General features: G+C 47.7%; 15 protein-coding genes and 1 riboswitch. Of the genes, 8 read left to right on the top strand and 7 right to left on the bottom strand.

Translation table 11 applies throughout. From position 1 onward, the window contains the following. Positions 1-195: 195 nt before the first annotated feature. The 3 genes from G3352_RS18865 to speE form a co-directional block, all read right to left on the bottom strand. Positions 196-1,383 (bottom strand): WD40/YVTN/BNR-like repeat-containing protein, encoded by a 1,188-nt coding sequence (locus G3352_RS18865; protein ID WP_163758802.1) that lies wholly within the window; start codon positions 1,381-1,383, stop codon positions 196-198. A gap of 838 nt (positions 1,384-2,221) precedes the next feature. Beyond that, positions 2,222-3,091 (bottom strand): agmatinase, encoded by an 870-nt coding sequence (gene speB, locus G3352_RS18870; RefSeq protein ID WP_024628791.1) that lies wholly within the window; start codon positions 3,089-3,091, stop codon positions 2,222-2,224. A gap of 14 nt (positions 3,092-3,105) precedes the next feature. After that, on the bottom strand, positions 3,106-3,933 hold the full coding sequence (gene speE / locus G3352_RS18875; protein ID WP_064641349.1) for a polyamine aminopropyltransferase: 828 nt from the start codon (positions 3,931-3,933) through the stop codon (positions 3,106-3,108). A 294-nt stretch (positions 3,934-4,227) separates the two neighbouring features. On the opposite strand from speE, the gene G3352_RS18880 reads away from it, so the two are divergent. Continuing rightward, positions 4,228-6,306 (top strand): transglycosylase domain-containing protein, encoded by a 2,079-nt coding sequence (locus G3352_RS18880; RefSeq protein WP_163758804.1) that lies wholly within the window; start codon positions 4,228-4,230, stop codon positions 6,304-6,306. Between the two features lie 144 nt (positions 6,307-6,450). On the opposite strand, the gene G3352_RS18885 is transcribed toward G3352_RS18880, so the two are convergent. Beyond that, entirely contained in the window at positions 6,451-6,954 is a 504-nt protein-coding gene (locus G3352_RS18885; RefSeq protein WP_163758805.1) for a YwhD family protein, read from the bottom strand. Between the two features lie 101 nt (positions 6,955-7,055). Here G3352_RS18885 and G3352_RS18890 point away from each other — a divergent pair, with 101 nt between their 5' ends. The 5 genes from G3352_RS18890 to G3352_RS18910 all read left to right on the top strand — a co-directional run bounded on the left by G3352_RS18890 (position 7,056) and on the right by G3352_RS18910 (position 12,164). Beyond that, on the top strand, positions 7,056-9,047 hold the full coding sequence (locus tag G3352_RS18890) for a M1 family metallopeptidase (RefSeq protein WP_163758807.1): 1,992 nt from the start codon (positions 7,056-7,058) through the stop codon (positions 9,045-9,047). A 10-nt stretch (positions 9,048-9,057) separates the two neighbouring features. Continuing rightward, positions 9,058-9,900, top strand: coding sequence for a hypothetical protein (locus tag G3352_RS18895; protein ID WP_076292198.1), 843 nt, complete (start codon positions 9,058-9,060; stop codon positions 9,898-9,900). A gap of 252 nt (positions 9,901-10,152) precedes the next feature. Then, positions 10,153-10,290: riboswitch (cyclic di-AMP (ydaO/yuaA leader) on the top strand. Positions 10,291-10,293: 3 nt separating this feature from the next. Further along, complete coding sequence (locus G3352_RS18900; protein ID WP_163758809.1) at positions 10,294-10,764, top strand: C40 family peptidase; 471 nt, start codon at positions 10,294-10,296, stop codon at positions 10,762-10,764. 395 nt (positions 10,765-11,159) lie between these two features. Beyond that, positions 11,160-11,654: a GNAT family N-acetyltransferase gene (locus G3352_RS18905; RefSeq protein WP_163758811.1), complete on the top strand. Its 495-nt coding sequence runs from the start codon at positions 11,160-11,162 to the stop codon at positions 11,652-11,654. Positions 11,655-11,804: 150 nt separating this feature from the next. Next, positions 11,805-12,164 carry a c-type cytochrome gene (locus tag G3352_RS18910; RefSeq protein ID WP_063567633.1) on the top strand — a complete coding sequence of 120 codons (360 nt, stop codon included), beginning with the start codon at positions 11,805-11,807 and terminating at the stop codon, positions 12,162-12,164. A gap of 333 nt (positions 12,165-12,497) precedes the next feature. Here the strand turns inward: G3352_RS18910 and rbsK are convergent, their stop codons facing one another. The 3 genes from rbsK to G3352_RS18925 form a co-directional block, all read right to left on the bottom strand. Further along, a complete protein-coding gene (gene rbsK, locus G3352_RS18915) occupies positions 12,498-13,484 on the bottom strand; it encodes a ribokinase (RefSeq protein WP_163758813.1) in 987 nt (328 codons plus the stop codon). Positions 13,485-13,528: 44 nt separating this feature from the next. Next, complete coding sequence (locus tag G3352_RS18920; protein ID WP_064641360.1) at positions 13,529-13,825, bottom strand: 4a-hydroxytetrahydrobiopterin dehydratase; 297 nt, start codon at positions 13,823-13,825, stop codon at positions 13,529-13,531. 244 nt (positions 13,826-14,069) lie between these two features. Then, positions 14,070-14,363 carry a hypothetical protein gene (locus G3352_RS18925; protein ID WP_063567630.1) on the bottom strand — a complete coding sequence of 98 codons (294 nt, stop codon included), beginning with the start codon at positions 14,361-14,363 and terminating at the stop codon, positions 14,070-14,072. Positions 14,364-14,597: 234 nt separating this feature from the next. Here G3352_RS18925 and motA point away from each other — a divergent pair, with 234 nt between their 5' ends. Together motA and motB are read left to right on the top strand one after the other, a co-directional pair. Continuing rightward, positions 14,598-15,398, top strand: a complete 801-nt coding sequence (gene motA / locus G3352_RS18930) for a flagellar motor stator protein MotA (protein ID WP_024628803.1) — start codon at positions 14,598-14,600, stop codon at positions 15,396-15,398. Continuing rightward, positions 15,385-16,200: a flagellar motor protein MotB gene (gene motB, locus G3352_RS18935; RefSeq protein WP_076292202.1), complete on the top strand. Its 816-nt coding sequence runs from the start codon at positions 15,385-15,387 to the stop codon at positions 16,198-16,200. The genes motA and motB overlap by 14 nt, the downstream gene beginning before the upstream one ends. The last annotated feature ends 89 nt before the right edge of the window (positions 16,201-16,289 follow it).

Raw genomic sequence — 16,289 nt, forward strand, 5'->3', positions numbered from 1 at the left:
ATTGTTATCGCTTACAATAACGTGTTTCTGAACAGGATTCAACCGTTTTTATTTAAACAAAAACAAGCCCATTCCGGCTTCATTTGTCCGGAAAAGGCTTGTTTGTTTGCACTGGCCTCATCAGGCCAAACAAGTTAAGATTTATACTCTTTTAGATTGAAATCGCCTTAAAATTATTCCATGGCATGACGCCATTTACTCGTTTTCAGCGGGCAACAACATTTTTTGCTTCCATGTTGTTCCACCATCTGTCGTCTCATAAATCGCAGGTGAATTGTCGCTTGTTACGACGAGCCAACCTATTTTGGCAGAAGGAAACGAAATGCGAGAGCTATAACCTGGATCTTTCAGGTCAATATTTTTCCACGTGGAACCTGCATCATAAGAACGCCCAATCCCCACTTTGCCTGCTGCAGGTGATCCTGCAGAGAGATAGGCCGTCTGATTACCGATCAACGCCATGTTCCCTGGGTGACCCCCTGGGTCTGCGGGGCCTTTTCCATTCCCTGTGCTGCTTGCACCTGGAGCCGGGCCACCACCTGCTGTCGATTGAGCAAAGACCTGTCTCCAATTCTTGCCCTCATTTCCGCTCGCGTAGAGGGAATACGACTGCTGGGACATCCCTGCGTCGCCATACAGAAGAGCCCATACCTGGTTACCACTTGCGTATAAATCTCCACCGCTCCAAGTTGTTGAGGCTACCTTCAGCGATTGCGTCCAGTTCTTACCGCCGTTACTTGTCTGCATAATACGGTAACCCGCACCAGGAGCCACTATAATGGCATAACCTTGCTTCTCTGTCGTGAACACAGCTCCGCGTGTATTGGCTGGTGTGGAGATTCGATTCCATGTTTCACCGCCATCCTTCGTCAAATAAGCTCCGTTATAGGTGTATCCAAAGCCATCGTTTTTATTGCGAAAATCAATACGTTTAAATTGTACCCCTTTAGTATCCATGCGTGTCCAGTGCGCGCCACCATCCGTTGAGCGGATGAGATATGTCGTTGGAGAATCCTTGACCTGTGCCAAAGCAAATCCATTCACATTATTCGGGAAATCAAGTTGTGTGAACTGCCATTGGCCTGTATAGATGGACTGCCAAGTGCAACCTGAATTCGATGTACCAATGAGGATTCCCTCACCAGCAGCCCGTCCGGTTGTACTGTTTAGAAAATCGATATCCGTAAATTGCAGTCGTTGGTCTTCCACACCACTGCCTTTTTTCAACGTAGCTGTTAATCCGTGATCTCCACTTCCACACGTTGGGGAGGATGCAGCGTTAGCGCCGGGTAGAGTATGTACCGGTCCCAGTCCCCAAGCCAATGTTACCGATAGTGCGAGTGCGCCAATCCGTTTCCATGTCGTTCTGCTCTTTGTTGTCATTGTGACACCTCCTTCTATGTTTTTACCCCATTTCGCAGGATTTAACGTAACAATTTGTTTAATTCGCGTGACATTATTGCAATAAAAAACCACTCATGCCCACATTTTTTATCTCATGGGCATGAGTGGTTCATCATTAATCTCTGATAAGAGCTGAATTAAATGGGATATGTCTTAAAAGCAATGATCACAAAAGTGATACTTAAAATAAGACACAGGACAAAATGCAGTTTATTGTATTTAAGTGTCTTGATGCTAAAGGCGGCATATAACATGGCGAGATTAGCCAGTATTAACGTTAAATTGATGAACAAGGTCATTGTTAATATAAGGTTGATGATAAATATCATAAGTACCGCTATGAACCATTTGGGATACATACTCAATTGAGCCCGGATTGCATGCATAACAAAACCCCTCCCTCTATTTCCATATTATACATAAATATTAAGATAGAGTCATCCCAAATACATGTTTTCGCTTAACGCGCGGGCGGAATCATATATACAACAAATGGTAGAGGGACGGGAACGTACGTGCTATAATCAATGTTATGGACTTTGAATTGCAAGCCAAAACCCACCTCATAAGGTCGGAAGCCTGACGGTGGGTTTCGCTTGAATAGCAATATTTAATTCTTGCACGCCGTGGCAATCCACAGTCTTTCGGGGTCCTAAGAGTCTTTACCGTTGGCGCGGTGAAGGCTCTTTTTTAGTATATGGTCGAACCCAATCACCCTATACTTTTACGAATGAGATCAGGAGGCAATCACACAAAAAACGCCCTCTCCTGCGCAGGCTTCAACCTGACGCAGACAGAGGATGCTGTTATTTTGCGATTACTTCACGAATCCAAGCAGCATTTCACGGATCATCTTCGCAGCCACAATTTGTGTCTGTTCTGTAGGATCGTAAATCGGCGCCACTTCAACCAGGTCACAACCAACCACATTTACATCTGATCCTGCGATCATGTGAATGGCTTCAAGCAGTTCCTTGGACGTAATACCGCCCGCTTCTGCCGTTCCTGTACCCGGAGCCGCAGATGGATCAAGTACATCGATATCGATTGTAACGTACACCGGACGGTTACCCATTTTCGGAAGAGCTTCCTTCATCGGAGCTGCCACTTCAAACGGATAGAAGTTGATGTTCTCCCGTCCGAATTGGAACTCTTCACGGGAGCCGGAACGAATTCCGAACTGATAAATATTTTTGCCACCCATCAGTTCAGCTGCTTTACGCACTGGCGTTGAGTGAGACAATGGCTCGCCTTCATAGTTTTCACGAAGGTCTGCATGTGCATCAATATGGATCAGGATAAGGTCGGGATATTTTTTGTACATTTGCTGAATGACAGGCCAAGTGACGAGGTGTTCCCCGCCGAGACCAATCGGGAATTTGTCGTCAGCCAGCAGGCCACCGATATATTCTCCGATGACTTCGAGACTGCGTCCTGCGTTACCGAAAGGCAAAAGCAGATCCCCAGCGTCAAAGTAAGTCATATCCACAATGCTTTTATCCAGGTAAGGGCTGTACTCTTCAAGTCCAACCGACGCCTGACGGATATGAGAAGGACCAAAACGGGACCCTGGACGGAAGCTGACGGTGTAATCCATCGGCATACCATAAATGACCGCTTTGGAGTTCTCATAATCCTCTGAACTGCAAATAAACACGTTACCTGAATAAGCTTGATCCAATTTCATCTAATTATTCCTCCTTATTTCGTAAGGTCTTCCACGAATTTAGGAAGAACGAACGCCGCTTTGTGCAGACGTGGAGAGTAATATTTCGTATCCATCTCTGGAATCTGCGTCTCGTCCACCTCGAGCGGATTATGTTTTTTGCTACCCATTGTAAAAGTCCACAGACCACTTGGGTACGTAGGGATATTACAGCCGTACACATGTACGATCGGGAAGATTTCTTTAACGTCTTTGTTTACCTTTTGGATCAGATCCGCTTTAAACCACGGGTTGTCCGTTTGAGCAACGAAGATCCCGTCTTCTCTCAGCGCTTCATAGATACCTTGGTAGAAACCGCGTTCAAACAGCGGAGCAGCTGGACCTACAGGCTCTGTGGAGTCAACGATGATTACATCGTATTCATTTTTATGCTCTATAATATGCATGTAGCCGTCGTTCACCAGCACTTCAACGTTAGGCTCGTCCAACTTACCGGCGATTTCAGGCAGATACTTTTTGGAATATTCAATCACTTTCCCATCGATTTCGACGAGAACTGCTTTTTCTACAGCAGCATGCTTAATGACTTCACGGATAACTCCGCCGTCACCGCCACCGACAACCAGCACCTTTTTCGGGTTCGGATGTGTATTCAGCGCAGGGTGAGCCGCCATTTCGTGATAAACGAACTCGTCTTTCACCGTCGTCATCACCATGCCGTCAAGCAGCAACATATTGCCGAATTCTTCGGTCTCTACCATAGCCAGATCTTGAAAATCCGTCTTTTCGCTTACATAGGTCTGTTTAATCTTCGCGGTGATTCCGAATGCGGGGGTCTGTTTCTCCGTAAACCACAATTCCATAATCTCTACCTTCTTTCCGTAAAGTTTATATTAAATTGACCAGAGCGTACGTAGCGTCTGACTAATCAAAGAATCCAATCACTGACAACGGGTACTGTTCGACCTTCCTTGCCTATTGTATGTTGTGCCGAACCGTTACTTTTCATTACCCTTTTGCATTATACGCGATTGACGTTTATACTGCAAAACGGTTTTTTTCTGCAAAAAAGCTTTATTTTATACCGTTGAACGGGCGGATTGAATATCCGTGTCACTGAATTCCCATACTGGAAAGAAAAGAAAGGAGCCCGTTCCATGACCCAATCAAGCCAAAAGACCCGCAAACGCGGGTTCCGCACATGGAAAGTCATCAAAAGCCTAGCTCTGCTCGCTATTCTCGGCCTAATCGCCACGGCAGCAGCATTGGTCTATCTATACGCCACCAGCCTGCCACTGGCCGACTCCGACCGCAATTCCAGGCTGCTGGACAGCCAGGGGGAAGTCATTGCCACTTTCTCGGCAGGCGGCAAAGACTCGGTACCCGTACAGTTGGGAGATATTTCACCTGATTTGCTTAACGCTACACTTGCTGTAGAGGACCGCAAGTTCTATGATCATATCGGCTTCGACATCCGAGGGATGGGACGGGCTGTACTCGTCAACCTGGAACATATGCAGATGTCCCAAGGAGCAAGCACACTGACCCAACAGCTCGCACGCAACTTGTATTTATCGCATGAAAAGACATGGACCCGCAAAGCCAAGGAAGCCATGTACACGGCACAATTGGAGATGAAGTACAGCAAGGATGAAATTCTGCAGATGTACCTAAACGAAATTTATTACGGTCACGGCGCCTACGGGATCGAAGCAGCCTCACGGATGTATTTTGGCAAATCCGCCAAACAGTTGACGCTTGCCGAAAGTGCCATGCTTGCAGGGATTCCAAAGGGGCCGACCTACTATTCTCCATATAATCATATGAAGAACGCCAAGGACCGACAGAAGGTTGTATTGAATGCCATGGCTGACGTCGGCAAAATTACGCAAGCGGAAGCAGACAAGGCTTATGAGGAAATGCTTTCGTTTAAACCGGAAAGTGAACGTAAAACTGTGGAAAGTGCACCTTATTTCCGCGATTATATCCGTAATCTGGCCATCAAGGAGCTGGGGATCAGCGAAGCGATGCTGGATCACGGAGGATTGAATATATACACCACGCTGGATTTGCGTGTGCAAAAAGCGGCGGAAGACGCCGTAGCCAAAGGTATGGACGCCAAAAGCGAGCTCGAAACCGCGCTGGTATCGATCGATCCCCGAACTGGATATATCAAAGCGATGGTGGGCGGCAAAAATTACCGCACCAATCAGATTAACCATGTACTGGCGACTACACGCCAGCCGGGATCTGCTTTTAAACCAATTATGTATCTGGCTGCCCTGGAATCGAAACAGCTCACCAGTGCGTCCATGTTTAAAAGCGAGCCGACCCTGTTTCATTATGACAATGATCGCAAGACCTATAAGCCTGGTAACTTCGGAGACAAGTATTTAGGTGAGATTGATCTGAGACAGGCTATCGCCGCTTCGGACAACATCTACGCGGTAAATACAATTATGCAGATTGGACCTGAACAAGTGGTGAAAATGGCCAAAAACCTAGGGATTACGAGCAACATGAGCCCGGTACCTTCCCTTGCACTCGGCACCTCACCTGTTAGTCCACTGGAGATGGCTTCAGCATTCTCCGCTATCGCCGCAGGTGGGCAAAGAACACCTCCTGTAGCCATTCTACAAGTGACGGATGCCGCAGGACGAGTCATCTATGAAGCACCTCAGACCAAGGCCGAGAGGGTCGTTGAACCCGCTGCCGCTTATGTATTAACACGGTTGATGGAAAGTGTGTTCGAAAATGGTGGAACGGGCAATCGAGTATCTGCAACCATTAAGCGACCTGTCGCCGGCAAAACGGGGACAACCAATACGGATGCTTGGCTAGTCGGCTTTACTCCAGAGCTCTCAACAGCTGTCTGGGTCGGTTACGATCAAGGCAAAGCCATTTCCACATCTGACGGGCGTCGGGCGGCACCCATGTTCGCCCAGTTTACGGAACAGGCCCTCGCCAGTGTTCCACCGAAGATTTTCACCGTACCGGATAATGTCGTCAGTGTATATATCGATCCCGAATCCGGCAAACTGGCTGGCAATGGCTGCGCCGAGAAACGGCTGGAAGTTTTTATTGATGGCACGGAACCGACTGAGGTCTGTCGCAGCGCTTCAGACGACTCGGGTTCAGAGAATGATAAAGACAATCGCGAAGTGCAAAACCAGCAGGGAATACAGGAAGAGAAACATTCTTGGTGGAAGGATTTCAAACGCTGGTGGGTGGAGTAACCAAAGTGACGTAAATGCGTAATGACGCAATTGCGTCAGCGTCTGTAAAATTTAATTTTAGCAAAGAAGCAAAAAACCCGAACCGATCATCTCGGTCCCGGGGCTTTTGCTTCTTTTTTTTGAACAACTTTGAACATTCATTAATTAGGCGAGCGCTTCTTTCAATTCATCCGGAGAAGCGTTCCACCATTCTTCGTTATGCGTAATCAGCAACGTCTTGAGTGCCGCGCGATCCTCAGGTCCAAGGTCATCCAGCATGAACCGGCGCTTCATGGCATAATCCATGCGGTTCACATGTTCGGCCAGCAGTTTCCATCCACGACGCGCTTCTGTATCAATCCACATCTCACACGCTGTTGCTCCACCATAGAACTGCCCCTGTTCGTTTCGGTCCACAGCTACCCATACCAGCCATACCTGGCGTCCATTGGGTACGTCCTCACGGTTGGTTGAGAACTTGATGTTGCGCTCCACTTTGCTCTTTGCATGCATCGCACCAATATCGATCTTGGCTTCTCCGTTATCAATAATAACTGGAGACAGGTTGTTCAGATCTATGGAACCTGCACCGAAGCCTTTGTGTTTGCTCTTTGCACTAACGATATTCAAGGCAATCTGTTTTTTGCCGTTTTGCTCGTTTTGGTCCATGTTTATAGCCTCCAAGGGTTGATACAAATATTTTAACTAATAATCGCTCCAATGCAAACATATACATGCTGTAGATGCTTGTCAACGGGAGGTATTTAACGATGATTCCACGACGCGCCAAGAGCTGGCTCACCGCAATTATAGCCCTGTGTGTAGTTGCCGGAGGGATATGGCTTGGTCTGGGTTCCACACGTTCCATTCATTCTGACTTGCCTGCGCTCGCCCCGGAATCGGGCAAGCCTACGGCACCCGTCAAAACCCAAACATCTCCGGAAAGTATACAGACACCTACAGCTGAAGTGTTCAGCAACCGCGTAGTGGAATATCACATGGATGTGAAGCTGGTAGACGGGAATGTACTGCAAGGGACTCAGACGATAACCTGGACACATCCAGGTAAGAAAACCGTCAGCGAGCTTTATTTTCACATGTATCCCAATGCCTTCTCTTCTGCTGACACCACTTTTATGAAAGAATCCGGGGGGAAACTTCGCGGTGATGTCATGCCCACGAACGGTTATGGTTCTATGCATATTACAGAAATGAAAACAGAGGACGGACTTTCTCTCTTGCATCGGATGCAATATGTGCAACCGGATGACGGAAACATGAAAGATACTACCCTCATTAAGGTACGGCTGCCCAAACCCGTTAAAGGCAGTGAAAGCATAACGCTTCACACCCGATTTGAGGTCAAGCTACCGAAAATTTTTGCCCGCATGGGAACGGCAGATAATTTTGTTATGGCAGGTCAATGGTTCCCTAAACTTAGCGTATATGAGCCAGTAGGCACACGAGGTCGGACGACCGAAGGCTGGAATCTGCATCAGTATCACGGCAATTCAGAGTTTTATGCTGATTTCGGTATCTATAGTGTGCGTATTCGGGTACCGGAAACATACAAAGTAGCTGCTACCGGTTTCCCAACCCAGCAAGCTGTTGTGAAGAACGGCGAAAAAGTATATCAGTTCTATGCCGATGATGTGCATGATTTTGCCTGGTCAGCCTCTCCTGATTTTGTTTATGCGGAAGAACCCTTCTCTGCTCCCAATGTGCCAGGCGTCCGAATCAAGCTGTATCTCGACCCTGCTCATGAGGACCTGAAGGAACGTTATTTCTACGCCGCCAAAGCAGCGTTATCCAATTATAGCAAGTGGTTTGGCCCTTATCCGTATTCCACACTGTCCATCGTTGTCCCGCCCAAATCGGGGAATGGCGCAGGGGGAATGGAATATCCTACCTTGGTCACCGCTTTCGGTGCGGATGATTCTACACCTGGTTACGATCTGGAACGCACGGTTGTGCACGAGATTGGGCATCAGTATTTTTACGGCATGGTCGCCAGTAATGAATTTGAGGAGGCTTGGCTGGACGAAGGGTTCACCTCCTATGCAGAAGACAAAGTGATGGAACAGGAATACGGACTTATCCCGAATCTGCCTGTACAATCAGGTCTCATTACTTCTCCAGCTTCTCTGACACAGGACTCCTGGAAGTTCGATTCCCAGAATCAATATGCCGCCAACGTATACACACGAGGCAAGCTTGTATTACTCGGGATAGAACAACAAGTTGGTGCCAAAACGATGGAGCGTATTCTCTCGACCTATGTAAAGAAATACCGTTTCAAACACCCTACTTCGTCTGATTTTCAAAAGGTCGTGGAGCAAGTAACCCGTACCTCCTGGACCGATTATTTTAATCAATATGTATACGGTGACGGCATGGCTGACTTTGCAGTGGAGAAGATCACAATCAATCCTACCCTGAAAGACGGTCAAACGTTGTACGAGTCATCCATTACAGTCCAGAAAAAAGGCAGTGAATATAAGAAGGTGCCTGTTCGAATTATGTTCGAAGATGGGAAAACCATGACGAAAGAATGGGATGGCAGCGAGGAGCGCATTACCTACAAACTGACCTATACTTCCCCTGTTTCCTGGGCCATGACTGATCCGCTGTACACGATTGTGCTGGAGAACCATCATATGAACAATTTTCTGAAAGCCGGACTGGATGAGCCAACCAAATCCCGCTGGAGCATGAGTGCAACCAAACTTATAGAAGCCATATTCGGAAGTCTGTCATGGTGAGGTGGATACAGTGAAAGCGAAAATACGTGAAGGCTGGTTTCTCGTCCGTCAGCATATGTTCATTGCAGCACTCTTATTTCTCTATCAATTAGTATGGGGATACTTTCTTTATCGAATGGTTCAATCAGCTGTGGTTCCGCTACTCCTGCGTTATCCCGACCCTGATGCAGGGGAACTCAGTACAATTTTATTCAAAATGGAGAGCCAACTCGGCCTGACAATGAATCCAGAGGTCCATCGCTATTTATGGATTTTAGGGGCTATGCTGCTGCTACGGATGCTAATTAGCCCTCTCATTCAGGCAGGGCTGCTCTACTCGCTCCAGCATTATAATCATTCGGAAGAGCGCATTCCATTCATTCGCGGCATCAAAAATTTGTGGAAACCAATGCTTCTGCTCCACACTATTCGCACCCTATTGCTGCTGCTACCGGCTTATTGGATCGCACCAAAACTTTATTCCATCCTTATGGAAGGTTTTCATTCCCTCCATCTGCTCCTGCCTGGTATTCCCTATGTTGCTGGTTGGATTGTATACGGGTGGGTTATCCATCATGTCCTGCTGTACATGCAGTTTGGTATCTCGGCTCCTGATGGGGAAGGCGGAGCACGTGGTACGTTTCAAGCTCTATGGATTGCACTACGCCAGGTCATCACTCTAATTGGCATTGCCGTACTGCTGGGTGGCCTACATCTCCTGGTCTTTGGCGCCTTCACTTCAGCTTCATGGTTACTAACGGGCTTAACTGGTCTTATACTACAACAGACGTATCCACTTGCCCGGTGCTTGCTGAGCTTATGGAAGATATGCGCCCATTTCCGGTTATGGCAGTCCAACTCGGTCAAGGATTAACATGCACAGTTAAAAATGGTTACCATCTATATGTAAAGTTGTTTTCATCAAACACCTTTAAACAAGCAAACCTCGACCTTTCCCCGTCAAAGGTCGAGGTTTTTTTTGCTAATTTTTCTGTTAAACGTTGCCAAAGTGATACACCTCTGTTACAATAATCGCAGTGAGTTTTTAGTAACAACTTTGTAATCTTTACCTTCATATTTGTAACTACTTAAAATTTAATCGTCATTTCTTGATTTCGCAGGTGCATAACTAGCATAGCCAAATTCCTAGCACCTGGGAAGCGGGGGAACCAGTTATGGGTGAATTGATCTTGCAACAGAGGGATCATAGGGGACCTTCAACCGAATCCTTAAGCTAACCTCGCAGGCATTGGAAGGGGTATATCTCTTGTTTAAGAAGAAATTAACCGCAGCTGTACTCAGCATCACATTCGCATTATCGCTTGGAGCAGGCAGCGCATTCGCAGATTCAAAAATGGACCAAGTCATTGATTCAGCAATGGGAACTACATACAAAAGCGGAGGAACAACGCTTAGCGGCTTTGACTGCTCTGGGTTCACAAGCTATGTATTCGACAAGCTGGGTATTGATCTGGCTCGCCAATCGAGTTCGCAATTCGACATGGGTGATTCAGTATCCCGTATGGAAATGAGACCAGGTGATCTGGTATTCTTCAATACAACGGGCAAAGGGGTCTCACACGTAGGGATCTTTGTAGGGGATGGAAAGTTTGCACACTCTTCTTCTTCCAAAGGAGTTACAATTAGCGCATTAAGCGAAAGCTACTGGGCTAACCGCTATGTTGGCGCTAAACGCATTATGAGCACGGACGCATATGAGACATTGGCCATCGACTAGGGACAAGCTGAGCAACGTCATGCTGTAACAATAAAACTACTGTAACGAAGCATAATAGAACCGTCTGGTACATTCTCCGCAGGAATGTATCCGGCGGTTTTTTTGTGCTTCGTTTCCTTTAACGTATTCGGGACAGCTATCAAACCTAACTTTAACTTTTTTTAAAAGCTATTTTTCGTTGCTTTGTCCGTGCTCTTATAATGTTTTTACCCATCCCACTATAATATAAACGAAATTACCGGAACTTTTGTTTCACTTTTTTTTCAAAAACGAGGACTTGCCAAATGAACGCCTCTTTTGTAGAGTGGAAACAAGCTTAGATATGGAATGACATATGTATATGGACAAATCAGAATCATTATAGCTTGTTCACAATGAGAGGAGCGTGCAGTTGTATGGATGAAGCCCCTGTGACGTTTCACGTTGTGCCCATGCAAGAAGAACATGCGGAGCTCATCTGCAATTGGCAGTATGACCCGCCTTATAATATTTATAGCTGGCTGCCCTGGGAGCAGATGAAAGCACTTGAAGTGGAATTCGGCGATCCCCAGCTACGAAAAGAACAATATGCGGTGGTGCTGGGAGAGGATCATCAAATTTGCGGCTTCGCTCAATACTTCCCACTTGAAGGTGTCACCCGCATTGGGCTTGGCATGCACCCCGATCTGTGTGGTCATGGTCAAGGAACGGCTTTTGTCTCGGCCATTGTGCAGGAAGCGATTCGCCGGAACCCTGCAAACGAAATTGATCTGGAAGTTCTGACCTGGAATGGCCGGGCCATTCGTGTCTATCTCAAAGCCGGATTTGTTACGCAGGATACATACGAACGACAGACACCAAGCGGTTTGAAGCCCTTTTACTGTATGGTCTATGAAGGTCCACGCGGATAAAAAGAGCTTAAAATCACCCTAGAAAGTCCCCGGTTATGTGATTAGTTCAAAAAATTACCACAAAATGCTATGATGTCACTACAGGTTCCGTTATAATGATATGGATAGTTTCAAGTTAGATGATCTTTCATTCTGGAGGGGACATAAGGGATGCACAAATGGATCATGAGCGGGGTATTTTTTGCAGCGTGCGCTTTAGCTATTGTACTAATGTTTACGCTTCCAGGGAAAGAGGAAGTTGCAGAAGAAGCGAAACCGACGATGCCGCAAGTTACAATGGATGCAGGACAGGCTGAGGCACTGGTCAAAGCAAACTGTATTACCTGCCACGGTGATCAGCTTCAAGGGGGTATGGGCCCTAGTCTGCAGAAGATTGGTAGCCAGGACGATGTGGAGAAGATTTATACCACGATTGTTAAAGGTAAAAGCGGCGGTATGCCTTCGTTCAAAGACAAGCTGAAAGATGAAGAAATCGCGAATATTGCGATGTGGCTGGCGGAGAAGAAGTAATCCAAGACGTCCCAGGCGATCAGTTTGTGGCGGGTTGCATGTGTAGTGCGTATGGCGGCTTCAATCGCCTCCTGCTCTTTACGCATTCTCTAAACCACGCTGACGCTAGATGTACAACGTAGTCGCCCCGTATTTATATTACAGGGTTGCTGTTTTTATCAATGGTTATACAGAGAAGAGGCTCTTACTCTCCCGTACTGGGAAGTAAGAGCCTCTTGGTTATTTCAGGGATGCTCCGATGAAAACATCCACCACGCTATGGCTATCTAGATGCATTAGCGTATCCTGCCTACTGACACCTGCCGCCTCTGATTCAGCTAAAGCATGCATAGATTACTGGGTCTTTGCCTTCTGCTCGGCAAGGAAAGCCTGCACTTCACGTGCGGACGGCATCCCGGACTGGGCGCCGAGCTTCGTCACGGACAACGCGGCTGCGCCCATGGCGAAGCTTACCGCCGCGTCCAGCGTCTCTCCGCGCGCAAGGGCTACTGCCAGCGCGCCGTTGAAGCAATCGCCAGCGCCGGTCGTGTCGACGGCGCTTACGGCGTAGCCGGGCGCACGGCACGCGCCGGCACGCCCTGCCTTTACGCGGCCGCCAGGCGCTGCCGCGTACACAGCCCCCTCGGGGCCGAGCGTCGTGACGACAGCGGCCCCGAGGGATGCGGCGAGCTCTGCGACCGCCGCATCCACGTCTTCCGGCCGGAGATCATCCCGGCCGGTGAGCACGGCGAGCTCGCTGCGGTTCGGCGTGACAACGTCGACGCACCGCAGCAGCTCCTGGGGCAGACCCGGCACCGCAGGCGCCGGGTTGAGCACCACCAATGCGCTGCCTTCAGCCGCCAGTTGGGCGGCGCGGGTGACCGCAGGCAGCGGGATCTCCAGCTGCAGCAGCACCGCTGCAGCTGCAGTCAGGCTTTTTACCGTATCCGCCTCTTCCAGCATCGCAGGCACAACCTGCCCATTCGCTCCGGGAATGACAATAATCCGGTTATCTCCTTTGGAGAGCCAGATGGAGGCCGTACCTGTAACGGTATCATCCAGAATGCGAACTTGCGAGGCATCCGCCCCGCTTTCCGTTAGACTGTGCAATAGGCGTTCACCAAAACCATCCGAACCTACCGCACCAATCATCGTTGTCTGTCCGCCCAGTCGTGCAGCAGCAACCGCCTGATTGGCGCCTTTGCCCCCGGCCAAATAGTGCAGTTCCTCCCCGCTCACCGTCTCGCCTTCCTCAGGAATGATATCCGTCTTCACCACCAGATCCATATTAAGGCTGCCTACGACAGCAATAAGAGGTTTGTTCTGATTATTGTCTGACATGTATGCTTCACTCATTTCCGGTAGTGCGATATAACCGATCCAGGTTATTCCGACCTCATTTTCTCAAAAGCCTCATTATATTGTTGCGCTTCTTTAATATCTACAGATGTGATGCCACCTTCATCCCATGATGTGAGACGCAGTGTGACCGTTGTATAGTCAATCGTAATGAAAGGGTGATGATTGAACGCTTCCGAAATCGCTGCGACCTCGTCCACAAATGCAATCCCTTTCATGTAGTTGGAAAATACGAACTTGCGGACAATCCATCGTCCCTCTTCCAGTTCCCAGCCTTCCAGCCTTCCCAGATGAGCTTCGACTTCCTCTTGCGTAAAAACCATACGTTATCTTCCTCCCCATATGATGGCTCATCACAGACAACTGCCACCGAAACCTTTGGTGCTACCCATAGCAACCCAAACGCATAGGTCCACCGCCCTGCGGTTCGCCCGTTTCATGACTATCATCTTACCACGGACAAGCCTCAAATTCCAATAGTGCAAATGGCGCTAGATCCACTAACCATAAGGCTTTAGGGAGATTCTCCAACTCAGGTTTCCATGCCAAATATCTTATGGGAGCATACTAAATGAGCGGTACAAAAGTCAGCTCTTCTTCCCCAATTAAGATATGAATTCGGTGCTGATCCTTGTCATGAATGACCACTCCACTTCCTACCGGAATGACCGACTCCTCACCCAGTGCATAGAACAGATCTTCAGCGAGCGCCTCATCTACTTCAAGTTGCTCTGTTACACCAAGGCGTGACCATTCTTCCTCATCCATCTCAAAGAAAACATAGCGGTCCGGTATTCGTCCTATAGCCTCTGTCAAATCTGTCAATATTCCTTCATAATCTCGTCCATGCTTTACGCCCATTGGCTTTTCACTCCTATTTAGCCCCTAAGGAGCAGATTTGATCTTATTATACCTGAAAATAACCCTTAAAAAAAAAGGCCATCTGGTCGATAAATACTATACATGACCGTTTTAACTGTTTCTGCAACCCTAAAGGATGCCTAACATTAAACGGATTGCGGTGTAACGTTCGTCCGGAAGCCCGAATAAAGCCGCTTGAAAGGATTCAATTTTATCTCATGGATGAGGTGTATGATGGAAATTTCAACGATTATCGGACTAGTTTTAGGGCTGGTTTCACTTGTAGTGGGTATGTTCCTGAAGGGTGCGCCCCTAATCAACCTGGTTAACAACCCGGCAGCCTACGTTATTATTTTTGTTGGTACGGCAGCAACTATTTTCATGGCATTTCCCATGTCTGAAGTTAAGAAAATCCCCAAGCTTTTCGGGGTACTGTTCAAAAAGCAACAACTGATTGACCGTGTTTCTCTAATCGGCACATTTATGGACTGGGCTTCCACTACCCGTCGTGAAGGTTTGCTCGCACTTGAATCGAAAGTCGAAGATATTGATGATCAGTTCCTGCGCGGCGGTATGCGTATGATTATTGACGGCAATGATCAGGAATTTGTAAGTGATGTACTCATGGAAGATATTCATGCTACAGAAGAGCGCCATCGTGGCGGTGCCTTGATCTTCGCCCAAGCGGGGATGTATGCACCAACGCTCGGGGTACTCGGGGCCGTTGTAGGTCTCATTGCAGCGCTTGCCGATCTCAGTGATATGGAAAAGCTCTCGCATGCGATTGCAGCGGCGTTTATCGCGACACTTCTCGGTATCTTTAGTGGTTACGTGTTGTGGCATCCAATGTCCAATAAACTGAAGCGGATGTCCAAAAAAGAGATGGAAATCAAGCTGATGATGGTGGAAGGCTTGTTATCCATACAATCTGGTGTATCCACCATTGCCATTAATCAAAAATTATCTGTATTCCTGACACCTTCCGAACGTAGACAGTTGGAAGAGAAGGAGGGCTCATCAGGTGAAAAAGGCTAAAAAACACGAACCGCATGAAGAACATATAGACGAGAGTTGGTTGCTTCCCTACTCTGACTTGATGACGTTGCTGCTCGCTCTGTTTATCACATTATTCTCTATGAGCTCTATAGATGCAACGAAGTTTGAACAGATGGCTTCCGCACTGAGCAGCGCATTGAATGGTGGTTCGGGTGTACTGGATCATACCTCCATGAACCCTACAGAATCTACTATAGATTTGGGTAAGAACAAACAGCAGCCTGAAGATATCAAGAAGACAGCCGCTCAGATTACAGATGCGCAGATGGCTCAGAAAGAACAGGAAGATCTGGAGAAACTCAAGAAACGGCTTGATCAATATATTCAGAAAAACGGTCTCTCCGATCAGCTGAATACGAAGCTGAATCAGTCTGAGCTCAAAATCACGATCAGTGATAACGCTCTGTTCTCCTCAGGCCGGGCCGATGTTAAACCCGAATCACGCTCGCTGGCCAAAGCCATCTCGAGCATGCTGCAGGAGTTCCCGGAATATGAAGTCGTTGTGTCTGGCCATACTGATAATGTTCCCATTTCGAACAGCCAATATAAGGATAACTGGGATTTGAGTGCCGATCGAGCACTGAATTTCCTCAAAATTCTGTTATTGAATGAGGCGCTGGACCCTTCGAAGTTCACACCTAGCGGTTATGGAGAGTATCACCCAGTCGCTAGCAACCAAACAGATGCTGGACGAGCTCAAAACCGTCGGGTAGAAGTTTCGATTATCCGGAAATATCAGAGTAACAACACGGCCGTGAAAGCAGTCGGAAAAGATAACTAAAGAGTTGTTCGTTGTAAAAAAGTAATGCTTAAGTCACTCCCCTTCATTACAGGGGAGTGGCTTTTTTCTATCCACTGATATGAAAAAGC

This window comes from Paenibacillus sp. ALJ109b (genome assembly GCF_010747435.1).
Classification (GTDB): Bacteria; Bacillota; Bacilli; order Paenibacillales; family Paenibacillaceae; genus Paenibacillus; species Paenibacillus taichungensis.